The organism is Pseudonocardia sp. EC080619-01, from assembly GCF_001420995.1.
In the GTDB taxonomy this organism is placed as follows: Bacteria; Actinomycetota; Actinomycetes; order Mycobacteriales; family Pseudonocardiaceae; genus Pseudonocardia.
This window is the reverse complement of record NZ_CP012184.1, coordinates 3,747,240-3,770,416: the sequence shown is the minus strand read 5'-3', so window position 1 is coordinate 3,770,416 and position 23,177 is coordinate 3,747,240. Positions and strand designations below refer to the sequence as shown.

20 protein-coding genes are annotated in these 23,177 nt (G+C 75.4%); 9 read left to right on the top strand and 11 right to left on the bottom strand.

The window, feature by feature from the left end:
* Positions 1–101: 101 nt before the first annotated feature.
* The 4 genes from AD017_RS17695 to sucC all read right to left on the bottom strand — a co-directional run bounded on the left by AD017_RS17695 (position 102) and on the right by sucC (position 5,682).
* Entirely contained in the window at positions 102–1,850 is a 1,749-nt protein-coding gene (locus tag AD017_RS17695; protein ID WP_060574868.1) for a DUF6350 family protein, read from the bottom strand.
* 191 nt (positions 1,851–2,041) lie between these two features.
* Positions 2,042–3,460 carry a hypothetical protein gene (locus AD017_RS17690; RefSeq protein ID WP_145984063.1) on the bottom strand — a complete coding sequence of 473 codons (1,419 nt, stop codon included), beginning with the start codon at positions 3,458–3,460 and terminating at the stop codon, positions 2,042–2,044.
* Positions 3,461–3,613: 153 nt separating this feature from the next.
* Positions 3,614–4,501 carry a succinate--CoA ligase subunit alpha gene (gene sucD, locus AD017_RS17685; RefSeq protein ID WP_010235746.1) on the bottom strand — a complete coding sequence of 296 codons (888 nt, stop codon included), beginning with the start codon at positions 4,499–4,501 and terminating at the stop codon, positions 3,614–3,616.
* A 5-nt stretch (positions 4,502–4,506) separates the two neighbouring features.
* Positions 4,507–5,682 carry an ADP-forming succinate--CoA ligase subunit beta gene (gene sucC / locus AD017_RS17680; protein WP_060574866.1) on the bottom strand — a complete coding sequence of 392 codons (1,176 nt, stop codon included), beginning with the start codon at positions 5,680–5,682 and terminating at the stop codon, positions 4,507–4,509.
* 275 nt (positions 5,683–5,957) lie between these two features.
* Here sucC and AD017_RS17675 point away from each other — a divergent pair, with 275 nt between their 5' ends.
* The 3 genes from AD017_RS17675 (at position 5,958) to AD017_RS17665 (ending at position 9,209) form a co-directional block, all read left to right on the top strand.
* Positions 5,958–6,971 carry a triacylglycerol lipase gene (locus AD017_RS17675; protein ID WP_060574865.1) on the top strand — a complete coding sequence of 338 codons (1,014 nt, stop codon included), beginning with the start codon at positions 5,958–5,960 and terminating at the stop codon, positions 6,969–6,971.
* Between the two features lie 355 nt (positions 6,972–7,326).
* Positions 7,327–8,553, top strand: coding sequence for a M23 family metallopeptidase (locus AD017_RS36405; protein WP_227013338.1), 1,227 nt, complete (start codon positions 7,327–7,329; stop codon positions 8,551–8,553).
* Between the two features lie 23 nt (positions 8,554–8,576).
* Positions 8,577–9,209: a DUF1707 domain-containing protein gene (locus AD017_RS17665; RefSeq protein WP_010228332.1), complete on the top strand. Its 633-nt coding sequence runs from the start codon at positions 8,577–8,579 to the stop codon at positions 9,207–9,209.
* Between the two features lie 11 nt (positions 9,210–9,220).
* Here AD017_RS17665 and AD017_RS17660 read toward each other — a convergent pair whose 3' ends face one another.
* Positions 9,221–11,698 carry a UvrD-helicase domain-containing protein gene (locus tag AD017_RS17660; protein WP_060576449.1) on the bottom strand — a complete coding sequence of 826 codons (2,478 nt, stop codon included), beginning with the start codon at positions 11,696–11,698 and terminating at the stop codon, positions 9,221–9,223.
* 259 nt (positions 11,699–11,957) lie between these two features.
* Here AD017_RS17660 and AD017_RS17655 point away from each other — a divergent pair, with 259 nt between their 5' ends.
* Together AD017_RS17655 and AD017_RS17650 are read left to right on the top strand one after the other, a co-directional pair.
* A complete protein-coding gene (locus tag AD017_RS17655; RefSeq protein WP_010228337.1) occupies positions 11,958–12,260 on the top strand; it encodes a chorismate mutase in 303 nt (100 codons plus the stop codon).
* Positions 12,261–12,594: 334 nt separating this feature from the next.
* Positions 12,595–14,010, top strand: a complete 1,416-nt coding sequence (locus AD017_RS17650; protein ID WP_060574864.1) for a hypothetical protein — start codon at positions 12,595–12,597, stop codon at positions 14,008–14,010.
* A gap of 194 nt (positions 14,011–14,204) precedes the next feature.
* Here AD017_RS17650 and AD017_RS17645 read toward each other — a convergent pair whose 3' ends face one another.
* Both AD017_RS17645 and AD017_RS17640 read right to left on the bottom strand, forming a co-directional pair.
* A complete protein-coding gene (locus tag AD017_RS17645) occupies positions 14,205–14,885 on the bottom strand; it encodes a response regulator transcription factor (protein ID WP_060574863.1) in 681 nt (226 codons plus the stop codon).
* Complete coding sequence (locus tag AD017_RS17640; RefSeq protein ID WP_369821691.1) at positions 14,882–16,192, bottom strand: PspC domain-containing protein; 1,311 nt, start codon at positions 16,190–16,192, stop codon at positions 14,882–14,884. The genes AD017_RS17645 and AD017_RS17640 overlap by 4 nt, the downstream gene beginning before the upstream one ends.
* A 234-nt stretch (positions 16,193–16,426) precedes the next feature.
* On the opposite strand from AD017_RS17640, the gene AD017_RS17635 reads away from it, so the two are divergent.
* Together AD017_RS17635 and AD017_RS17630 are read left to right on the top strand one after the other, a co-directional pair.
* Entirely contained in the window at positions 16,427–17,695 is a 1,269-nt protein-coding gene (locus AD017_RS17635; protein WP_082398783.1) for a PspC domain-containing protein, read from the top strand.
* Positions 17,688–17,903 carry a hypothetical protein gene (locus AD017_RS17630; RefSeq protein WP_010224593.1) on the top strand — a complete coding sequence of 72 codons (216 nt, stop codon included), beginning with the start codon at positions 17,688–17,690 and terminating at the stop codon, positions 17,901–17,903. The genes AD017_RS17635 and AD017_RS17630 overlap by 8 nt, the downstream gene beginning before the upstream one ends.
* Positions 17,904–18,064: 161 nt before the next feature.
* Here AD017_RS17630 and guaA read toward each other — a convergent pair whose 3' ends face one another.
* The 3 genes from guaA to AD017_RS17615 form a co-directional block, all read right to left on the bottom strand.
* The gene (guaA, locus tag AD017_RS17625; RefSeq protein WP_060576447.1) at positions 18,065–19,615 is read right to left on the bottom strand and encodes a glutamine-hydrolyzing GMP synthase; all 1,551 of its coding nucleotides are present in this window, start codon (positions 19,613–19,615) and stop codon (positions 18,065–18,067) included.
* A gap of 28 nt (positions 19,616–19,643) precedes the next feature.
* Positions 19,644–20,201 (bottom strand): DUF6879 family protein, encoded by a 558-nt coding sequence (locus AD017_RS17620; protein ID WP_060574861.1) that lies wholly within the window; start codon positions 20,199–20,201, stop codon positions 19,644–19,646.
* A 92-nt stretch (positions 20,202–20,293) separates the two neighbouring features.
* The gene (locus AD017_RS17615; RefSeq protein WP_227012770.1) at positions 20,294–21,034 is read right to left on the bottom strand and encodes a TetR/AcrR family transcriptional regulator; all 741 of its coding nucleotides are present in this window, start codon (positions 21,032–21,034) and stop codon (positions 20,294–20,296) included.
* Between the two features lie 173 nt (positions 21,035–21,207).
* Between AD017_RS17615 and AD017_RS17610 the strand changes: the two genes are divergently transcribed.
* On the top strand, positions 21,208–22,071 hold the full coding sequence (locus tag AD017_RS17610; RefSeq protein WP_060574859.1) for a hypothetical protein: 864 nt from the start codon (positions 21,208–21,210) through the stop codon (positions 22,069–22,071).
* An 82-nt stretch (positions 22,072–22,153) separates the two neighbouring features.
* On the opposite strand, the gene AD017_RS17605 is transcribed toward AD017_RS17610, so the two are convergent.
* A complete protein-coding gene (locus AD017_RS17605; RefSeq protein ID WP_139316876.1) occupies positions 22,154–22,588 on the bottom strand; it encodes a hypothetical protein in 435 nt (144 codons plus the stop codon).
* A gap of 92 nt (positions 22,589–22,680) precedes the next feature.
* Between AD017_RS17605 and AD017_RS17600 the strand changes: the two genes are divergently transcribed.
* Complete coding sequence (locus tag AD017_RS17600) at positions 22,681–23,175, top strand: FBP domain-containing protein (RefSeq protein WP_060574857.1); 495 nt, start codon at positions 22,681–22,683, stop codon at positions 23,173–23,175.
* Positions 23,176–23,177: the final 2 nt, after the last annotated feature.

The window sequence follows — 23,177 nt, the reverse complement described above, 5'->3', positions numbered from 1 at the left end:
TCCGGGGAACGCTCCGCGCAGGCCCCGTCACCGTCGGCCGGATCGTCGCCGGGCCCGGTCCGGGCCGAGGCGGGATGGCTGTCACCCTCCCGGCCCGGTGCTCAGCCGGTGGGGTCCCGGTCGTCGCCGCGGGAGCCCCGCCGGGGGCCGTCCCGATCGGGGCCGGGGTCGTGGCCGGGGTCGTCGTGGTCGGGGCCGTCGTGGTCGGCGTGGTCGGCAGGGCCGTCGTGGTCGGCGGTGCCGGGATCACCGGGGCCCTCGTGATCGGGGTGGTCGTGATCGGGGTGGTCGTGATCGGGGTCGTCGTGCGGAGCGTCCCCGACCCGCGCCGCCCCGTCGCCCACGGCCCCGGCGGGATCGCGGCGACCCTCCCGCCGGACGCGCCCGTCCCGTCCCCCGCTCCCGCCGGAGCGGCTGCTCGCGCCGGACCGGCGGCGCCCCTCGACGAGATCGGCGACCGTCGACGACCGTTCGCGCCGCACCGCCCGCGACCCCGTGCCCGGGGCCCGGCCGGCCCGCCCACCGGCGGGACCGCCCATCGGCACGTGCCGGGCCAGCTCGGGTCCGGCGCAGGTCAGCAGCGCGGGCAGCCCCACCAGCAGCAGCACGGCGCCGAGCACCGCCCCGGGGTGGAACGACACCGGGTCGTAGGGCCCGCCGGCGAGGGGCCCGCCGGCCACCGTGGCCAGCGCTCCGGCCCCGGTCGCGACGACGACCGCCGCCGTCGCCGGGGCCACCGCCCGCTCCGCCATCGGGGCGCCGTCCGCCAGCGCGCGGCGGCAGGCGAGCCCGGTCAGCACACCGGCGAGGACCGGGAGCAGCAGGACCAGGGGCGCGGCGGGCGGCACCGTCGTCACCGGCAGCAGGGCCGTGAGCGGGAACGCCGGGAGCGGCCCGGGCTCCGCGAGCAGCGGACCGGACGTCGCGACCCCGACCGAGACACCCGCGCCGAGCATCCAGGACACCGCCCCGACCAGCGCGTTCGGCAGATACCCCACGGCGAGCACCAGGACGCCGAAGCCCGCTCCGATGCCCGGTCCGAGACGGGCAGCGGCGTCGCTCACGGCGGTCGCGGTGAGCAGCAGCGCCCCCGTCAGCACGAGCGCGCCGGTCAGCAGCAGGGAGGTCGCGGCGACCCGGACCCCGGCGAGCGCGGCTCCGGGCCACCCCGCGAGCACCCGCTTCCACGCGGCGGGCATCCCGCAGGCGTGGACGACGCCCGCACCGGCCGCGGCGCCACCGATCAGGCCGGCGCCGAGGAGGGAGGCCCACGGTGCGGTCACCGCCATCTCCTTGGGCAGCAGCGCACCCGCCAGGACGGCGACCGCGGCCGCCGCGCCCGCCTGCGCGGCGACGACGGCGCCCGCGTCGTGCCGGACCCGGCCACCCAGCCGCCGGACCGCCCAGCGGGAGAACCACGCGACGACGGCCACGATCACGAGGGTCGGCAGCAGCGGCAGCACCCCGAGCGGGCGGCCGTCGAGTGCGATCGGGATCTGGTGCGCGGCCAGCCACATCGGGACGGCGGTGGCCAGCGCGGCGTCGGCCGTCACCGGCACACCGCCGGTGCCGGCGATCAGCGCCGCGACCGGCACCAGCAGCGTGTAGCCGGCCAGCACCGCGCCCATCGTCGACGCGAGCAGGATCCGCAGGCGGTCGAGGCCGTTGCCGTCGCCCGGGCGCCGGTCCGGTGCGGGCCGCCGGGTCGTGGCACGGGGCCGTTCCCGCTCGGCGACGCCGCCCCGGCCGTCGCGCGCGGCCGCGTCGTCCCGGGACCGGGACGCGCCGGGACCGGACGGCCGGGAGCGGGACGCGGGACGGCCGCGGGCGGGGCGGGGCGGGGTGCTCACCCGGTCAGGGTCGCAGCGCCGGGGCGCCCGCGGCGGCAGGCACGCCGCACGTGCCCGGCCCCACGGGACCGCCCGGGTCCCAGCTTGACGCGGACGACCGGACAGGGCCGACGCGGGTCACGACCGGCGGGGCCGGGCACCCGGCGTCACGACCACCGGGCCGTGACGACCGGCGCCCTGGACGACCGGAGTCAGGACGACGGCGGCCGGCCGCCACCCGCACGGAAGGCCCGGGTGGCGTCGTCGTCGGTCACCGGGGTCTGCCGGGCCGGGTCGTGCCCCGGCGACTGCTCCCCGGACGCCTGCTGCTCCGGCGTCCCGGACTGCCCGCGGGCCCCGGCTGCCGGCACGCCCGGAGCGTTCGGGTCCACGGCCTGGCCACCGGGCCCGTTCTGCCCGGCACCCGGGACGCCATGCGCGGTCTGCCCGACCGCGGGCTCGCCGGGAAGGTGCTGCCCGGCGACCTCGTCGGGGGTGTGCTGCGCCGCACCCTGAGCCGGCTGCTCGGCGGGGCCCTGCTGCCCGAACTCCGCCGGCCCGGCGGGGCCACCCTGCCCCGGGGCACCCGGTGCGTCGGCACCTGCAGCCTGCTGACCGGGCACGGCGGGGACGGCGCCGCCGCCGTGGCCGCGCCCGGGGTCGGCCGCGCGCTCGCCGTAGGCGACCCCGGAGAACGCCCCGCCCGAGGCGGCCGTGGACGGCGCGTACGACCCCGGGACGGCCTGCCCGGCCCCCTGCGGCTGCTGCCCGTACTGACCGGGCTCGCCGTACTGACCGGGCTGCTGGCCGTACTGACCGGGCTGACCGCCGTACTGGTCCGCCGCCGGGATGCCGTACTGACCCGCCGGAGCGCCGGGCTGGGCACCGGGCTGACCGGCCTGCGCGCCATACTGACCGGGCTGCTGGGTGAACTGCCCGGGCTGGATCCCGTACTGACCCGGCTGGCCGCCGTACTGACCCGGCTGGCCGCCGTACTGACCCGGCTCGGCGGCGTACTGACCGTGTTGGGCGCCGTAGTGACCCGGCTGCTGGGCGTACTGACCCGGGCCCTCGTGGGCTCCCGGGTGTCCGCCCCGGCCGGGGCCGTACGCGTCGTACCCGCCCGCCTGCCCGGGGCGGCCGTGACCGGGCTGCTGGGGCAGGCCGGGCGTCGCCCACGGCGGCTCGTTCGACGGCGCGTGCGCCGGCCGCGCCGCGCGCGGGGCGGGGGCGGCGAGGACACCGGAGAGCAGCAGCTGGCCGTAGAACAGGCCGGCGACCGACAGCAGCGCGAACGCCACGGCCACCCACCCGACGGCCCCGGCCGCGACCGGGCTGCCGCTGGCGGTGAACAGGAACAGCAGCGTCAGGAACCCGGTCCCGGACAGCACGGTCCCGGCGACGAGCACCCGGCCCGTCCCGGGCAGCAGCGACAGCCCACCCGCGATCCCGCCCGCCACGACCATGGCGAGCGCGTAGGCGGCGGCCGGGGGGAGCCCGAAGAAGGCCGTGACCAGGACGAGCAGCGCGGCGGCCGCGCCGCCCAGCACGGCGAGCCGCACCGTGCCCGCAGGTGGGGTCACCGCGTCGTCGGGGCCGGCCCCGGGGGAGGGCGGCTGGTTACTGGACATGACGACTACTCCCGCGGGCGTCGGTGACAGGACTCCGGGCCGCACGCTAGTCGATTCCGCTCCACGGCCGGGTGACGCCCGACGGGCGCCGTACACACGACGACGCGCGGGCCCCCGGAGTTCCCGGGACCCGCGCGTCGTCGGTCGTACGCCCTACTTGGCGGAGAGGATCTCCTTCATGAGCGCGGCGGTCTCGGACGGCGTCTTGCCGACCTTCACGCCCGCGGCCTCGAGGGCCTCCTTCTTCGCCTGCGCGGTGCCGGCCGAGCCGGAGACGATGGCGCCGGCGTGGCCCATCGTCTTGCCCTCCGGCGCGGTGAAGCCCGCGACGTAGCCGGCGACCGGCTTGGTGACGTTGGCCTTGATGAAGTCCGCGGCACGCTCCTCGGCGTCGCCACCGATCTCACCGATCATCACGATGGCCTCGGTGTCGGGGTCCGCCTCGAACGCCTCGAGGGCGTCGATGTGCGTGGTGCCGATGACCGGGTCACCGCCGATGCCGATCGCGGTGGAGAAGCCGAACTCGCGCAGCTCGAACATCATCTGGTAGGTCAGCGTGCCGGACTTCGACACCAGACCGATCTTGCCGGGGCCGGCGATGTTCGCCGGGATGATGCCCGCGTTGGACTTCCCGGGAGAGATGATCCCGGGACAGTTCGGCCCGATGATGCGGGTCTTGTTGCCCTTGGCGACGGCGTGCGCCCAGAAGTACGCCGAGTCGTGCACCGGGATGCCCTCGGTGATCACGACGGCGAGCGGGATCTCGGCGTCGATGGCCTCGATGACCGCGTCCTTGGCGAACTTCGGCGGGACGAACAGCACCGACACGTCGGCGCCGGTCTCCTTCATCGCCTCCTCGACCGTCCCGTACACGGTGACGTCCTTGTCGCCGACCGTGTGCGTGGTCCCGGCCTTGCGGGCGTTGACGCCGCCCACGATGTTCGTGCCGGAGGCGATCATCTTCGTGGCGTGCTTGGTGCCCTCGCCGCCGGTGATGCCCTGGACGATGACCTTGCTGTTCTCGTTGAGGAAGATCGACATTTCTCTCAGGCTCCCGCGGCGTTCGCCAGCTCGGCGGCCTTGGCGGCCGCGTCGTCCATCGTGCCCACCACAGTGACGAGCGGGTGGTTCGCGTCGGCCAGGATCTTGCGACCCTCCTCGACGTTGTTGCCGTCCAGGCGGACGACCAGCGGCTTCGTAGCGTCGTCACCCAGGATCTTCAGGGCCTCGACGATGCCGTTCGCCACCGCGTCGCACGCGGTGATGCCGCCGAAGACGTTGACGAAGACGCTCTTGACCTCGTCGTCGCCCAGGATGACGTCCAGGCCGTCGGCCATGACCTGCGCCGAGGCGCCGCCGCCGATGTCGAGGAAGTTGGCCGGCTTCACGCCGCCGTGCGCCTCACCGGCGTACGCCACGACGTCGAGGGTGCTCATGACGAGACCCGCGCCGTTGCCGATGACGCCGACCTGGCCGCCGTCGAGCTTGACGTAGTTCAGGCCCTTGGCCTTGGCCTTCGCCTCGAGCGGGTTCTCGGTCCGCTCGTCGACGAGCTCGGCGTGCGCCTCGTGGCGGAACGCGGCGTTCTCGTCGAGGGTGACCTTGCCGTCGAGGGCGATCACCTTGTCCTGCGGGTCACGGACCAGCGGGTTGACCTCGACGAGGGTGGCGTCCTCGGCGACGAAGGTCTCCCACAGCTTCACGATGACGTTCGCGGCCTCGTCGGCGACGGCGGCCGGGATCTTCCCCGCGGCGACGATCTCGTCGGCCTTCGCCTTGTCGACACCGGCGATCGGGTCGATCGCGATACGGGCCAGCGCCTCCGGGCGCTCGACGGCCAGCTCCTCGATCTCCATGCCGCCCTCGGCCGAGCACATGGCCAGGAAGGTCCGGTTCGAGCGGTCCAGCAGGAACGAGAAGTAGTACTCCTCGGAGATGTCGCTGGCCTCGGTCACCAGCACCTGGTGGACGGTGTGGCCCTTGATGTCGAGACCGAGGATGGCCTCGGCCTTCTCCTTGGCCTCGTCGGCACTCTGGGCCAGCTTCACGCCGCCCGCCTTGCCCCGGCCGCCGGTCTTGACCTGGGCCTTGACCACGACGGCGGTGCCCAGCTCGGACGCTGCGGCCGCGGCGTCGGCGGCGTTGTCCACGGTCTTCCCCGGCAGCACCGGGACTCCGTGCGCGGCGAAGAGGTCCTTCGCCTGGTACTCGTACAGGTCCACTCGGCTCTCCCGCTCCACTTCGCTATCGGCCGCGACCGGCGCGTCCCCGGGTTCCTCCGGGGGCGCCCCGCGCTGGGAGGCGGCAGCGGTCGCGGACGTCGGTCGTGCTGCGTCCGGGAGCCTAGCCACGCCGTCCGCACCGGTCCTGACCTGGGCCGGTGACTGCTGTCACCCCGTCGGGGCAGTGTTCGATTCAGATGCCCCGTCCGAGTGATGCCGACCACGCGCCGGGCCGCCACCGGGCGAACGGCTGTGATCTGACTTACCTTTCCACCATGGCGACGTCGCTACCCGGGTGGCGTCGTCTGCGCGCGATCGCTTCCGGAGCGACGGACCTCGCGAGCGATCTCGGGCAGGCGACGGGCTACGCCGTGCGCACCTTCACCTCCCCGGCCGGGCTCAGGGGCCTGGCCGTCGAGTGGGCGTGGCTGTCGGCCCACCTCGCGCTCTACCCGATCGGGCTGGCCGAGGAGACGGTCCGGGCACACGGGCACTGGCGCACCGACACCCTCCCGCCGGTCAAGCGCAGCCTGGTCGTCGCCGACCCGGCCGCCGCGGGGACCCCGATCCTGCTGATCCACGGGATCATGGACAACCGGTCGGTGTTCACCGTGTTCGCGCACGCGCTGCGCCGGCGCGGGTTCGGCACGGTGCACGCGATCAACTACAGCCTGCTCACCGGCGACCTGCGCAGCGCCGCCCACGAGCTCCGCGGGCACGTCGAGCGGCTGCGCGAGGCGACCGGCTCGGACAAGGTCCACATCGTGGGGCACTCGCTCGGCGGGGTCGTCGCCCGCTACTACGTCCAGCGGATGGGCGGCGACGACGTCGTCGACACCCTGGTCACGCTCGGCAGCCCGCACTCGGGCAGCAATCTGGCCCGGCTCGCGCCGACCGCGCTGTGCCGCCAGCTCCGTCCCGGCTCCGAGGTGCTCGCCGAGCTCGACGCACCGGCACCGGGGTGCCGGACCCGGTTCCTCGTCGCCTGGTCCCGGATGGACGAGGTCGTCGTCCCGCAGCGCAACGCCCGGCTGCAGCATCCGGACCTCGACGTCCAGGAGCTCCGCCTCGACGACGTCGGGCACCTGTCGCTGCCGATCGACCGGCGCACGGTGCACTGGGTGGCCAGCACACTGGCGCGCGGCGAGGTGGAGCGGCGCGAGCACGACGCGGTCCGGGACCGCCGGCTGCGTGGATCCCTCCGCCCGGCCGGCCGGCACGCGGTGGACGCGGAGCTCGACGGCACCGGCGGCGGCGTCCCCGGTGTCCCGGGCGCCCCCGCGTCCTGAGCCGCGGAGTCCGTCCACCCGTACGGCGGCGGACGACCGGGTGACCCGGAGCCGTCGCCCTCCGGCGCGTTCCCCCGACCGGTCGCCGATGATCTCCGACCGTCCGTACCCGTACGGCGGCCCGCCGTTGCCGCGTTGCGACTGTCGGGTTACCGTCCAGTCGTCCACGTCACGAGCCGATCACGGTGGTCGGCGCCGCCCCCGAAACGGCGCACACCCCCGCGGAGCCCCCACTCCGACGACCACCGCCGACCGGCCCGGGACGACCTGAACACCAGAAGGGCAGGTCTTGGCGCGCCACCGCTCCCCCAGCGGCGCCGTCCGACCGGAGTCCCGGCCCGGCACGATCCCCCACGTGCCGGTCACCGCGGGCGGCCACCGGCACCCGGCGCCTCCGCCGTCGGTCACGCGTACCCGCGTGCCGGCCGGCGCCGACGTGCACCGTCCGCATCCGCCGGCCCACGTGCCCGCCCGTACCCGCCCGGAACCGGCGGGTCCCCGGAACCGGCCCGGCACCGCCGCGCCCCACAGCCGCCCGCAGGGTCCGCGCGACGGGCACCGCCCCGCCGCACCAGCGCGTCCCGGCACCCCGGACGCGCCCGTCGCCCGTGCCGCCGCGCCGCACCCCGGCCCGGCGGCGACCGCCCGCACGGCCGCACCCGGCGGAGCCGTACGCGCGACGTCCCACAGCGGGACCGTGCGCGGCGCGGCCACACCCACGACCGGGGCCGCGCGCCCGGCGACGGCCGGCGGGCACCAGTTCCCGCTGCCCCCGGCGACCGGCCACCGGACCCGGGTGACCGTCGCCGCCGCAGCCGGTGGCGCACTCGTCGCGGCCGGCCAGACGATGGCAGGCGCCCTCGGCATCCCGGGACTGTCCGGCGAGCAGGCCGTCGAGGACTCCTACGCACGGCTCGCCGCCTCGGCGATGCTGCCGGTGTCGGCCGAGCCCCGTCCCGCCGACACGACCGCTCCCGCGGTGACCTCGGCGATCGGTGGCGAGCAGCTGGCCTCGCAGGCCTCGCTGCCCGATCTCGACGACACCACCGAGGTCGACGTCGCCAGCCTCACCAAGGCCGCCCGCCTCGGTGAGCAGGCCGCCACGCAGGAACGCGCCATCTCCGGCGCCATGTCGCACGGCGCACCGAAGGCCGTCGTGTTCGACGGCGAGCCCCTGGTGATGCCCACCGCGGGCCGCTTCACCTCCGGCTTCGGTGCCCGCTGGGGCGTGCAGCACTACGGCATCGACCTCGCCGCGCCGATCGGCACGCCGATCTTCGCCCTCACCGACGGTGTCGTGGAGAAGGCCGGCCCGGCCAGCGGTTTCGGGATGTGGGTGGTGCTCAAGCACCCCGACGGAACCAGCTCGGTGTACGGCCACATCAACCGCTCGCTCGTCGAGGTCGGACAGCAGGTCAAGGCGGGCGACGAGATCGCCGAGGTCGGGAACCGTGGCCAGTCCACCGGCCCGCACCTCCACCTGGAGATCTGGGAGTCCGACGGCAGCAAGACCAACCCGCTGCCCTGGCTCACCGAACGCGGTCTGGACGTCACCCGGCTGACCGGCGACCGCGACGCCTGATCCGCACGCGGCAGAATGGCCGCGTGACGGACGGATCGGAACTCCGCGTCGGCGACACCGAACGCCGCGCGGTCGACGCCCGCCTCCAGCGGGCCCACGGCGAGGGCCGGCTCTCCCTGGAGGAGTACGAGGAACGGTCCGCCCGCGCCTGGGCCGCCCGGACCCGCGCCGACCTGGAACCGCTGACCGTCGACCTGCCCGCCGACACCGCCGCACCGACGGTCGCCACAGCCGCCCCGGCGTCCCGCGGACGGGACCTGCTCACGACGGCGGCCCGGTCGGCGGGAGGTGCACTGGGGACGGTCGCGCTGGTCGCGGCGGCGCTCTGGGGCGGCTCGCACCTGATCTCCGCGCAGGACGGCGCCGCGGTGCTCAGCTCACGGACGATCGCCGTGGCGCCCGACCAGGACCGGGTGGAGACCCGTGCCGTCCTCGGGTCGCTGCGCATCGTCGTCCCCGACGGCGTGCGGGCCGACGTCAGCGGCTTCACCGTCTTCGGGTCGACCGAGTGCCCGACGGCGTGCGCGGTGCCCGCACCCCGCACCGTCACCGTCGACGCCTCCGGGGCCTTCACCTCGATCGAGATCCTCACCCCGGCCGAGGCCGCGGCGGACCCCGGCCGCGGCGACTCCGACCGGGACTCCGACGACGACTGACCCGGCGCGGGCTACAGCTTCTGCATCGGGACGCCGCCGATCAGCATCAGGCGGACCGTCCCGCCCGAGCCGAAGTCGATCGTCACCGTCGCCCGCGGGCCGACGCCGTCCGCGGCGATCACCGTGCCCAGCCCGTACTTGTCGTGGTTGACGCGGTCGCCGACGTCGAGATGCAGCGAGGTGTTGTTCAGGCTGCGCTCGGGGACCTTCCAGTCCCCGCGGCCGCCCGACCCCGTCGCGCCCCGCCCGCCGGAGCGGCCGAAGCCGAACCGGCCCACCGGGGCGGACGGCCGCTCGGCCACCAGCTGCTCCTCGGTGCGCCGCCACTCGGTCAGCTCGGCCGGCACCTCGTCGAGGAACCGGGACGCCGGGTTGGTGCTGGGCTGCCCGAACGCCGACCGGACGATCGCGCGGGACACGTAGAGGCGCTGCTCGGCCCGGGTGATCCCCACGTAGGCGAGCCGGCGCTCCTCGGCGAGCTCCTTCGGGTCCCCCAGCGTCCGCAGGTGCGGGAAGATCCCGTCCTCCCAGCCGGTCAGGAACACGACCGGGAACTCCAGGCCCTTCGCGGTGTGCAGGGTCATCAGGGTGACGACGCCGGTGTCGTCGTCGGGGATGGAGTCGGCGTCGGCGACCAGGGCCACCCGCTCCAGGAACGCGGCCAGCGAACCGGGCTCGGGGGCGCCGGCGTCGGTGTCGACGTCGTCGCCGGGGCTCGCCGGTGCCCCCGCAGCGGGAGCCGGGTCCTCGCCGGGGGCCGCTCCGGACCCGATCGCCCCGCCACCGGCGTCCGGGTCGGTGCTCAGCGCCTCCAGGTCGGCCACCGCGGCGTCACCGGCGAACTCGCGGGCCACGGTGACCAGCTCGGCGAGGTTGTCCATCCGGGTGCCGTCCTGCGGGTCCTCGGAGGCCTGCAGCTCCTCCACGTACCCGGTGCGGGCGTAGACCGCCTCCAGGATCTCCGCGGTGTCGTCGCCGCGGTCCACCAGTTCGCCGAGACCGTCGAGCATGCGGACGAACCCGGCGATGTTCTTCTGCGAGCGCGTCGCCAGGGCCGGGAGCTTCGCGGGCTCCTCGGCCGCGGTGCGCAACGCCCGGGAGAACGACGTCCGCTCCCGCTCCGCGTACTCCGCGACGACCGACTCGGCCCGGTCCCCGATGCCGCGCTTGGGCACGTTGAGGATGCGCCGCAGGCTGACCGTGTCCTCCGGGTTGGACAGCACCCGCAGGTACGCGAGCGCGTCGCGGATCTCGCGGCGCTCGTAGAAGCGGACGCCGCCGACCACCTTGTACGGCATCCCGACCCGCAGGAACACGTCCTCGAAGACACGGGACTGGTTGTTCGTGCGGTAGAAGACGGCGATGTCGCTGTTGCGGTACTCGCCGGAGTCGACGAGCCGGTCGATCTCCCTCGCCACGAACGACGCCTCGTCGTGCTCGTTGTCGGCGACGTAGCCGACGACGCGTTCCCCGTCGCCCGCGTCGGACCACAGTCGCTTGTCCCGGCGCTCCGGGTTGCGGGCGATCACCGCGTTCGCGGCGGACAGGATCGTCTGCGAGGAGCGGTAGTTCTGCTCCAGCAGGATCGTCCGCGCGTCCGGGAAGTCCTGCTCGAACTCGATGATGTTGCGGATGTTCGCGCCGCGGAACGCGTAGATCGACTGGTCCGAGTCGCCGACCACGCAGAGCTCGGCGGGCTTCCCCTTCTCCGTGGCCGGGAGCACCAGCTGGCGGACCAGCTCGTACTGGGCGTGATTGGTGTCCTGGTACTCGTCGACCAGCACGTGCCGGAACCGACGCCGGTAGTACTCGGCCACCGCGGGCATCCGGTCCAGCAGCGAGACCGTCTCCATGATCAGGTCGTCGAAGTCGAACGCGTTCGCCTGCCGCAGCCGGGACTGGTAGACACCGTAGACCTCGGCGATCCGCCGCTCGTGGTCGGTGCCGGCACGCTCGGCCGCGTCGTCCGGCGACAGCAGCTCGTTCTTCAGGTTCGAGATCTGTGCGGCGAGGGCCCGCGGGGCGAACTTCTTCGGGTCGAGCTCCAGGTCCCGGCCCACGATGCCGACCAGGCGGCGGGAGTCGTCGGCGTCGTAGACCGAGAACGCGCTGCGCACGCCCAGGTGCTTGGCCTCGCGGCGCAGGATCCGCACGCACATGGAGTGGAACGTCGAGACCCACATCGGGCCGGAGCGGCGACCCACGAGGCCGTCGACCCGCTCCTTCATCTCGGCCGCGGCCTTGTTCGTGAAGGTGATCGACATGATCTCGCCGGGGTGCACCCCGCGCTCGGCGAGCAGCCAGCCGATCCGGTGCGTGAGCACGCGCGTCTTCCCCGAGCCTGCTCCCGCGACGATGAGCAGCGGGGACCCGGCGTGGGTCACGGCCTCCCGCTGCCGGTCGTTGAGGCCCTCGAGCAGCTGCCGGCCGCGTGAGGTCGTCGGCTCGGTGACCGAGCTCGTCCCGGGGAGTTCGAACAGCGCACTCATCGTGTCGAACACGGTACGCCGGGGGTCCGACAGCCCGGCCCCGGCGGGTGGAACGACGACGCCCGCACCCCGCCGGTGGTCTACACTCGCGGCCGTGTACGACGACAGGCGATTTCGCTACGGGTTCCGGTCTCCGGCACCCGCTGCACACCCTGTCTGAGGACAGACCCCCCAGCGCGCCCCGGAGTCCGGCAGGACCCGGGGCGTTCGCATGTCCTCGGTCCTCGAGACCCGGTGACCGAGACGAGGAGCCACGACCGTGACCGAACCCGCCGTTTCCCACGCGCCGAGCGGGGACTCCGTCCCCACCGGCGCCGACTCCGAGATCGACGACCTCCGCAAGGAGATCGACCGCCTCGACTCCGAGATCCTCGACGCCGTCCTGCGCCGCACGGAGGTGTCGAAGCGGATCGGCGCCGCGCGGATGGCCGCGGGCGGGCCGCGGATCGTCTACAGCCGCGAGATGGCGGTGCTGGACCGGTTCCACGAGCTGGGCCCGGAGGGCCGGGAGCTCGCACTGATGCTGCTGCGGCTCGGCCGGGGGCGACTCGGCGGTCGCTGAGCGCGGGTCGCCGCCCGGGCCGCCGCCGCCGTCGTCGTCGTCGCGCTCCGCATCCGCCCGGGAACGGCGACCATTCGGCGATTCACCGGAAGTGCACGGAATGTGACCGGGGTCGCTCCGACCGGAAGACCGACCTGCGGTTTCCGACCCGGTGTCGTCGCAGACCGGTTGCCTCGGTGGTCAACGAACGGGGTGAGTGGTCGGTTACGCCCGTCGAACGGGAATCACCTGATCGGGTTACGCGCGACGAGCGGAGGGTCATCACTTGGGATCGGGCGAGGGTTCCGGTAGACCTTCCCGGGTCGAAACGACACCTGAAGGAGGACGTGCGGCCGTGACCGACACCCCTGCCGGAGCCCCGCTCCCCGGCGCCCCCGGCGCCCCCGGCGCCCCCGGCGCCCCCGGGCACCGTGAGGTCGTGAGTGTCGCCGAGCTTCTGGCCCGTCATGCGGCCGGCGCACGCGACTCCCGCCCCGGGCCGCTGACCGGCCCGATCCTGTCCGTCGGCGATCTGCTGCGCCGCGAGGGCCGCGAGTCGGCCGCCGCTGTTCCCGCGTCCGACGTCCCCGCCGCCGGCGCGCCCGGCGGGTGGCCCGACATCGACCTCCCGCAGCCGCGCACCGAGGGTGCCCAGGGCTGGGCCGCCCGGCCGACGTCCGGGCGCCGGCGGGCCGGTGCGGTCGCCGGTGCGCTGGTCGCCGCCGGCTCGGTGCTCGGCGCCGCGATGTACAACGGCGCCGCCTCGCACGACTCCGACGCCCAGGCCGCCGCGGACGGCCTCTTCCCCGGCGTCGCGCTGCCCGCGGGTCAGGCGCCCGACACGCTGCCCGGCCAGTACCTGCCGGCGAACGTCGCGCTCTCGTCGCCGCTGCACGAGCTGCCCGGCACCGCGCCCGGAGCGACCGACTGGATGGACGTCGCGTTCCCGCAGCAGTCCGCCGCCGCGGGCACCCTGCGTCAGGTCTCGACCGGCACCGGTTCCGGAGCGGCCGCGGCGATCCCGGCCCAGCGCACCACGACGACGGCCGCCGCGACCCCGCCCGCGGGATCCCCGGGCACGCCGTCCGGCGACGGCCCCACCGGGACCGGCTCCACCGGCACCGGCTCGCCGATCGGCGGGCTCGCACCGGTGCAGGCCCTCAACAACCCGGACCGGCCGTCCGCGCCGAACCTGATCGCGCCGCTCACCACGCCGAGCCCGTCCGCGGACGGCACGAGCACCGGTCCGCTGCAGGGCGTCACCGAACCGGTCCGGCCGGCCGTCGCCGGTGTCGCCGACGGCGTCGTGGCCCCGGTCGCGCGGGCAGCCGGCCCGGTGGGCCGGACCGTCGGCGGGGCCCTGGAGCCGGTCACCGGCGCCGTCGCCCCCGTCACTGACGCGGTGAAGCCGGTGACCCGCCCGCTCACCGACACCCTCGAGCCCGTCACGACGCCGGTGCTGGGTGCCCTGTCGCCCGTGACGGAGCCGGTCCTGGGCGCCACCGAGCCGCTGACCGGGCCGGTCCTGAAGGCCGCCGAGCCGGTCACCGGGCTGCTGGACACCTCGGCCGCGACGAAGAAGACCGACGGGTCCTCGGGCTCCTCCGGGAACGAGCGGACCCAGCCGCTGCAGAAGGTCACCGCGCCGGTCGGGAAGGCTCTCGGCACCGTGACCGAGCCGGTCGGGAAGGCCGCGTCGACGGTCACCGAGCCGGTCGGTGGGCTCGTCGGTGGCGTCACCGAGGGCGCCGGTTCCCTGCTGGGCGGCTGACCACCCCTTCCGTACGACGACGGCGCCGGCCCCGCGATCGGGTCCGGCGCCGTCGTCGTGCAGGGGGTAGCGACCTACACGAGCCTCCTGTCGGTGCCGATGCTCCTTCCGGCCCGTTCCGGTCGCTGCGCGACCTACACGAGCCTCCTGTCGGTGCCGATGCTCCTTCCGGCCCGTTCCGGTCGCTGCGCGACCTACACGAGCCTCCTGTCGGAAGCCCAGCGGGACAGCTCGTGCCGGTTCGACGTCTGCGTCTTCCGCAGCACGCTCGACACGTGGGTCTCCACCGTCTTCACCGAGATGAACAGCTCCCCGGCGATCTCCTTGTAGGCGTAGCCGCGCGCCAGCAGCCGCAGCACGTCGCGCTCACGCTTCGTCAGCTGGTCCACCTCCGGGTCCACCGGCGGCGCCGCCCCCGGACGGTCGGAGAACGCGTCGAGCACGAACCCGGCCAGCCGCGGGGAGAACACCGCGTCGCCGACCCGCACCCGGCGCACCGCGTCCGCCAGATCGCGCCCCGAGATCGTCTTGGTGACGTAGCCACGGGCCCCGGACCGGATGACGCTGATGACGTCCTCCGCCGCGTCGGACACCGACAGCGCGAGGAACACCGACTCCGTCCCCGCCGCCCGGGTGCGGCGCAGGATCTCGGCGCCCCCGCCACCGGGCAGGTGCACGTCCAGCAGCACGACGTCCGGATCCAGGTGCGCGACACCGGCGACGGCCTCGTCCACCGATCCCGCCTCGCCGATCACCTCGACGGCGGGCGACCGGCCGTCGCCGCGATCCAGCTCGGCGCGCACCCCCGACCGGAACAACGCGTGATCGTCGACCAGGTAGACCCGGATCGGCCCGTCGGCCTCCGCGGAGCTCATGCCGTCCCCTCCCGTTCCAGCGGCATCGTCAGCCGCACCTCCGTGCCCTCGCCCGCACCGGTGCGGATCCGGACCGTACCGCCGTGCCGGCGCATCCGGGCGTGCACCGAGTCGGCGAGGCCGTGCCGGTCGCCGTCGACCGCGTCCGGGTCGAAGCCCTTCCCGCGGTCGCGGACGAACACCTCCGCGACGCCGGGGCCCTCGTCGGAGGCCGGTTCGACCTCGACGTAGACGTCCACCTCCGCCGTCCCGGAGTGCTTGGCCGCGTTCACCATCGCCTCCCGCGCCGCGAGCACCAGGGCGCGCAGGTCGCCGTCGAGCTCGGCGTCGCCGACCAGCACCGGCCCGACGGCGACCGCATAGGTGTCCTCGACCTCCCCCGCCACGCGGGTGATCGCCGCGGACAGCGTCGTCTCCGCCGCCTCCGAGGGCGGCACCCCGGCGCCGCCGGTGGCACGCCCGCCGGGCCCGTACAGCCACGCCCGCAGCTCGCGCTCCTGCCCGCGGGCCAGCCGCTGCACCTCGCGGGAGTCGCCCGCCTGGCGCTGGATCAGCGCGAGGGTCTGCAGCACCGAGTCGTGCAGGTGCGCGGCGATCTCGGTCCGCTCCGCCTCGACCGCACGGGCCCGCCGTTCCTCGCCGAGATCGCGCACCAGCCGCACCCACCACGGCACGGTCAGCACCGCGACGCCGAGCAGGGTCGCCAGCGCGGCCAGGATGCCGAACCGCACCTGGCCGAGGTCCAGGTTCCCCAGCAGGAACGCCATCAGCCCGGTCAGGACGAGGGCGGCCCCGAGCAGCGACCGCACCAGCGCGGCCCGGCCCCCGACGACGCGGGTGCGCGCGTCCCGCGCCCAGCGACGGCGCTGCGCCTCGTCCGCCTCCCGCCAGACGACGGCCGCACCGACCGTCGCCAGCCCCAGCGGGCCGGCGATCCATCCGATCACCGAGCCGGACGTGGCCGCGACCAGCGACAGCCCCAGGCCGAGGGTGAGCAGCCCGGCCGCCTGCAGCCGTTCGGAACGGGTCACCGTCCGCTCGGCCGCGGAGACCTCCTGCCGGACGAACACCCACAGCAGGCCGTACGCCAGTACGCCCGCCCAGCCCAGGAACGTCAGCAGGACGAACGCCGCACGCACCCAGCGCACGTCGACGCCGAGATGGTCGGCGACGCCACCCGCGACGCCGCCCAGCATCCGGCCGGACCGGCGCCGGGTGAGCGGCGCGGCGGGGGCGGCGGACGCGGCGACCCGCGCGGTCGTGCGGTCCCCCACCGGGGCCGGCTCCGTCCGCTCCTCCCCGGACACCGGCCCGGTCCGGGCCTCGCCGGCCGTCGGCTCGGTCCGGGCCCCGGAAGCGGGGCCGGGTGGGGCCGGAGGCTCCGGCGGCGCACCGGCGGGCGCACCGCGGGCGGACGGGTTCGGGCTGTTCACGACTCCATCGTCACACGGTTCGCGGCCGTCCCCCTCCGGTCCGGTTCCGGGGTCGGCTCGGGGTTGTCCCCGAGACCAGGGGTCACCCGGCCGTGCAGGCTTGTCGTCATGAGCGGAACACAGGCCCGGACCCCGGGGCCACGCCGGGCGGGGGCGCAGGGCATGGACACCCTGCGGGAGATGTGGGAGTCCCGGCCGGTGCGGCCACGGGACGACCGGAAACTGGCGGGGGTCTCCTCCGCGATCGCCCGCCGCTACGACGTGGACCCGACGCTGGTGCGGATCGCGTTCGTCGTCGCCGCGGTGACCGGCCCGGGCCTGCCGCTCTACCTCGCGGGCTGCGCCGTCCTGCCGGACGCCGGCCCGCCGGGGGCGCCGCCGCAGCGGAACGCGCCGGCGTCGGTCCTCTCGATCACCCTGCTGACAATCGCGGGCCTGCTGGCGATCCCGCTCGTCACCTCGGCCGAGCGGCTGGTGGCCACGGTGGTCGCGGTGGGGCTCCTGGTGGCCCTGCACCTGACCCGCGGCGGACGGCCCGCGGCCCGGACGGCGGCCACCGCCGCCACCCCGGCCGTCCCGTGGGCGGCGGCGCCGGGCGCCACGGGCCCCACCGGCGCGGCGCACCCGGCGATGCCGGGAGACCCGGAGCGCACGCCGCCGTCGTGGGACCCGCTCGGAGTCGCACCGTTCGCCTGGGACCTGCCCGAGCCGGGCCCCGAGCCGGTGCCCCCGCCCGCGCCGCGCTCGAAGCTGACGCCGGTCACGCTGGCCGTCGCACTCGTCGTCGCCGGGATGGTGGGGGTGATCGTGCTGGCCGCACCGGGCGTGCTGCCGCTGTCCGCGGTGCCGGGGGCGGCGCTCGCCGTCGTCGGGGTCGGGCTGCTGATCGGCGCGTTCCGGCGGGTGGGGCGCTGGCTGATCCCGTTCGCACTGGTGCTGGCCCTGCTGACCGGCCTGACCTCGCTGGTGAACGGCGCGTTCGGCCCGGACGGCTGGGCGGTCCGCGGCGGCGTCGGCCCGATCGTGGAGGCCCCTGCGACGGCGGCACAGGTCGCGCCCGAGTACCGGCGCGGCTCCGGGACCATCGACCTCGACCTCACCCGGATCGACCTGACCCCGGCGCCCGGGGCCGAGGGCCCGGTCCGCACCCGCGCCGAGGTCGGCGCCGGCGCGATCACCGTGCGGGTACCCGAGAACGCCGATCTCGTCGTCCGCGGATCGGCCGGGCTCGGCGACGTGACGATCGACGGTCAGTCCCGGACCGGGGAGAACTCGGACCTGGCCGTCACCGACCCCGGGCCGGACGGCCCCGGCGGGCGGGTACTGGAACTCGACCTGCGGGCCGAGATGGGGGTCGTGGAGGTGCAGCGTGGCTGAGACCGAGGTCGGACGCCGCCGGCCGGACGTGGTCGCCCTGGTGGCGGGGATCCTCGCCCTGCTCGTGGCGGTCTCGGGGCTGACCGGGGTGGGCCCGTGGGAGTTCGTCGACCTGCGCTGGCTGCTCGCCGGGACCGCCGTCGTCGCCGGGATCGCGTTCCTGGTGGCGAGCCTGCGTAACTCCCGGGCCCCCTCCGACGACAACTAGTCAGCGACACCACACGTGGGGGTCGCCGGCGAGCTGGGGAGCGTCGCCGGCGCCCACCGCCGCCCGTGCGGCCGCGGACCCGACGGGGGTCGGGGACGCAGGCCCGGGCAGGCCGGGGCGGGACCGGGAACACCGGTCCCGCCCCGCTCGACGTCCGGGGGTCACTCCCACTCGATGGTGCCCGGCGGCTTGCTCGTCACGTCCAGCACGACCCGGTTCACCTCGGACACCTCGTTGGTGATCCGGGTGGAGATCCGCTCGAGGACCTCGTAGGGCAGCCGGGTCCAGTCCGCGGTCATCGCGTCCTCGCTGGACACCGGACGCAGGACGATCGGGTGGCCGTAGGTGCGGCCGTCGCCCTGGACGCCGACGCTGCGGACGTCGGCGAGCAGCACCACCGGGCACTGCCAGATCTGCTGGTCCAGCCCGGCCGCGGTCAGCTCCTCGCGGGCGATCGCGTCGGCCGCCCGCAGCGTCTCCAACCGGTCGTGGGTGACCTCGCCGATGATGCGGATACCCAGGCCGGGGCCGGGGAACGGCTGCCTGCCGACGATCACCTCGGGCAGCCCCAGCTCGGCACCGACCATGCGGACCTCGTCCTTGAAGAGCGCCCGCAGCGGCTCGACCAGGGCGAACTCGATGTCGTCGGGCAGCCCGCCGACGTTGTGGTGGCTCTTGATCGTGGCCGTGCCGTCGCCGCCGCCGGACTCGACGACGTCCGGGTAGAGCGTGCCCTGCACCAGGAAGCCGACGTGGTGGTCGGCGACGACCTCGGCCGTCGCGGCCTCGAAGACCCGGATGAACTCCCGGCCGATGATCTTGCGCTTCTCCTCGGGGTCGGTGACCCCGGCGAGCGCGTCGAGGAACCGGTCGGCGACGTCGACGGTGTGCAGCGTCGCCCCGGTCGCGGCGACGAAGTCCTTCTCCACCTGCTCACGCTCACCGGCACGGAGCAGCCCGTGGTCGACGAACACGCAGGTCAGCCGGTCCCCGATCGCGCGCTGGACGAGCGCGGCCGCCACAGCGGAGTCCACCCCGCCGGACAGCCCGCAGATCGCGTGGCCGTCGCCGACCTGCGCCCGGATCGCGTCGACGGTCTCGTCGATGATCGACGCGGTCGTCCAGGTCGGGGTGATGCCGGCGACGTCGTGCAGGAACCGCCGCAGCACCTCCTGCCCGTGCGGGGAGTGACCGACCTCCGGGTGGTACTGGACGCCGGCCAGGCGCCGGTCGGTGTCCTCGAACGCGGCGACCGCGACCCGGTCCGACGACGCCGTCACCGTGAAACCGGCGGGCGCCGCGGTCACCGAGTCGCCGTGGCTCATCCAGACCGGGTGCGTCGCCGGCAGCCCGCCGTGCAGCGTGCCGGGGGTGCCCGACAGTGCGATCTCGGTGCGGCCGTACTCCCGGGTGCCGTCGTGCGCGACCTCGCCGCCGAGCGCGCGGGCCATCGCCTGGAAGCCGTAGCACATGCCGAAGACCGGGATGCCGGCCTCGAAGAGCGCCGGGTCGACGGCCGGGGCGCCGTCCGCGTACACGCTGGCCGGGCCGCCGGAGAGGATCACGGCGGCGGGGGCGCGGTCGACGATCTCGGACACCGGCGTCGACGCGGGGACGATCTCGGAGTACACGTCCGCCTCGCGCACCCGGCGGGCGATCAGCTGCGCGTACTGGGCGCCGTAGTCGACGACGAGGACGGTCGGGGTCTGCACGCCGTCCAGGGTAACGACGCGACCGGCGTCACCCGGTGCCCGCACCGCCCGGCCGGGGCCGGCCCCACCCGTCCAGCATCGCCCGGTACTCGGTGAACGGGACCGCCCGTTCCCACGCACGCCGCTTCCACCGCACGTACGGGGCCGGATCGACGTCGTCCAGCAGCTCCCGGCCGATCCGGCGCCCGTCGGCGTCGTAGAGCATCAGCACGATCCGGGTGTCGTCGAGGAGCCAGAAGTCCTGCTGCGGGAGGCCGGGCTCCGGGTCGTCGGTGACGTCGAGGATCCGGACGTCCTCACCCGCACGCACCGTGTGCGCGTAGACCGCGAACTCGTAGCGCAGGTAGTCGGTCAGCGGCCGGCGGACGACGTGCACCCGGCCGACCCACCGCCCGGTCGCCCGGAACTCCCGCACCCGGACGAGCCACTGGTCGTCGTCCGGGACGTCCAGCGTCCCGGTGGAGAGGAACGCGGCCAGCTCGGCGTCCTCCTCCGGGACGCCGTACGAGGGCAGCGTCTCCAGCCGGAACGCGGTCCGCTCGTAGGAGTCGAGGAACCGGCGCCAGGAATCAGGCTCCAGGCGCACGGGCACCGTCCCGCAGAACGGTCACCGCACCGTCGGGGGTCATGTCGCTCCGTCCGCCGCCGTGGACCGGGCCTGCCGGCGCCGGACACGGATCATCTCGCCAGCCGCTCGATCCCGTCGAGGATCAGGCCGAGACCGAACTCCCAGTCGCCGTCGGCGTCCTCCTCGTCGAACCCGCCCGCGTACCAGAGCCGGTTCATCGACGGGAACCGCTCCTCGCTGAAGTAGCTCCCCCAGAACCCGGCGCGGGTGGCGTAGTGGTCGTCGCGGTCGACACCGGTGCGGGACGCCACCGACGTGTCGGTGATCTTCGCCCGGGCCGCGCCGAAGACGTGCGACTCGATCAGCCCCGCCGACCGGACGACCGTCACCGGGTCCAGCCCGGCCAGCGAGACCGCGCGGTAGAGGTCCTCCTGGACGTCGAGCACGTGGGGCCCCAGCGGCATCCGCCACAGGTTCGAGCTGATCAGCCACGGGTGCTCGCGGTACATCCGCCACGCCTCGTGCGCGTGGAACTCCGCCTGCGCCCGCCAGTCGAGCTCCCGGGCGGGCAGCTCCCGCGTCCCCCACGCGCGATCGACCATGAGCTCGAACAGCTCGTCCCGGCCGGGCACGTAGGTGTAGAGGCTCATGGCGCCGACCCCCAGCTCCTGGGCGACCTTGCGCATCGACAGCTCGTCGACCGAGCGGGCGGCGACGGCCATGCCCGCCTCGACGACGCGGTCGAGCGTCAGCTTCTGCCGCGGACCACGCCGTGGCGGGGCCGGCGGGTCCCAGAGCAGCTCGATCATCGCCTGGCCCTCGGGCGTCCCCCACCCCTGCTGATCCGTCACCGAACTCCCTCGCCGACTCTTCGTACGGCGTACCCTATCGGCCCCGTGCCCCGTCCCTCCGATCATCGATCCTGATGATCGACGCCCCGGGGCCGGCACACCGGTAACGGCGCACCGGCGTTCGGCCGATCAGGGGTACGTCCGCTCCGCACGACTCCCCCGGAGGCACCGAGATGGCCAGCACCCCGACCGGCGACGCCGGGACGGTCGACGCCGCGGCGACGATCCCGGCCCAGCGCACCGAGGCCGGCGTCCCGCACGGCGCGGTCGCGTCGCCGCAGCCGGGCCCCGGGGTGCTGCCGGACCGGGCGATCCCGGAGCAGCGCCCGGCCCCCGCCCGGACCGTGGCCCCGGCGCCCGGCACGCCGACGCCGGACGACACCGCCCTGCCGGTTCCCGCCGGCACCACGGAGCCGGGTCCGGCCCTGCCCGTCACCCGGGCCCGCGCGTTCCGCACGGCGGTACTGCCGGTGTTCCTCGGCGCCGCCGCCGTCGCCACCGCCACGATCGCCGCGACCGGGCTGCTGCTGACTCCGTCGTCGTCCTCGCCGCTGCCCACCCCGGCCACCGTGACCGGCTCCGGAGCACCGCTGCCCCGGATGGCGCCGCTCTCCCCCGCCGCGGCGGCCGCACTCGTCGACGCGGTGCCCGGCACCGCGCTGTCGGCCGCCGATCCGGTGGTCGCGCTGACCGCGTGGCGGGACAACGGCGGTCTCGGCCACCTCGTCGCGATCGGCGACGGGTTCGACCGGCTCGCCACCGCCGCGGGCCGGCAGGACGCCGTCGAGCTCGCCGTCGCCTGCGGGACGCTGCAGACCGTGATGCGCGACGCCCGCGGCTACGACGCGGTGCCGGACGCCGTCGCGCAGGGCCACTGGACCGCGCTGCTCGACCACGGCTCGGCCGCCGCGACCGCCTGCATGTCCGGGGCGCTGACGTTCGACGCGCGGCAGCTGACGGCCTTCACCGAGCAGTCCGCCCTGGTCCGCCAGGACCTGACCGCAACAGCGACCCGAATCCACACCGCCCTGACCTGACCCCACGAGCCGGACGCTCACCGGTTCCGGCGGTGCGCACCCGATCGCGTGCGCGTACACCGATCCCGTGAGCGTCCCGGGATCAGTCCTCGTGCCGGCCGAGGGAGCGGTGGGGTGGGGGCTGGACCGTGCCCAGGAGGGCACGCAGGTCCGCCGCGGTCGCGGCCCGCCGCTCCAGGTCGACGGCCACGACCGGTGCGACCTCCCGCAGCCGCCCGAGCAGGGCCGGGTCGGCGAGATCGTGGGCGCCACCGGCGAGCCCGGTCACGATCGCGTCCGGCCGGAGAGTGGCCACGGCCTGCGGATCGGGGGCGCGGTCGGTACCGACCTCGTCGACGCCGTCCAGCACGCCGGCGCAGCCGACGACCGTCGCCCCCAGCTCGACCAGCAACGCACCGACGTCCGGGTCGGTCGCCACGACCTGCCGGACCGGACCGCGCAGCGGGACGGGCGTGCCGGTGGCGTCGACGAACGCGCGGCCCCCACCCATGGCGGCCCCTGCGGTGGGTCGGTTCATCCCGCCATCATGCACGGGAGCCGGTCCACGGCGCGATCACCGGCCGGAACCCGGTGGACCGCCCGCCACCGGCACGCCTAACGTCGCCGGACGTGACCAGCCCGAACGAGAACCGGATCCGCCGCGCCCTGACGAACTGCTCGAAGGGCGAGGCGAACCGGATGACCCTGCCGGCGTGGGTCCGCGAGCTCGACCCCGACAGCCTCGACGACGTCCACGGCTGGCGTGACCCCAAGGCCCCGGACCGCGGGGTGCTGCTGGTGCCGACGACGGACGGCCCCGCGGGCGTCGTCCTGCGGGCCGCCACCGGCACCGCGCGGGCGGCCGCGATGTGCGCGCTCTGCCGGACCACGCACTCGGTCGGCGGGGTCGCGCTCTTCGCGGCGCCCCGCCGGGGTGCGAAGGGACGCCAGGGCGACACCGTCGGCACCTACATCTGCACCGATCTCGCCTGTGCCGAGCACGTCCGGGTCGAGACGGCGACCGCCGTGCTGAAGCCGACGCCCGGCACCACGGTGGACGAGCGCCGGGCCGGCCTGCGGGAGCGGGCGGTCGAGTTCGTCGCGGCCGTCACCGCCGAGGGGTAGGC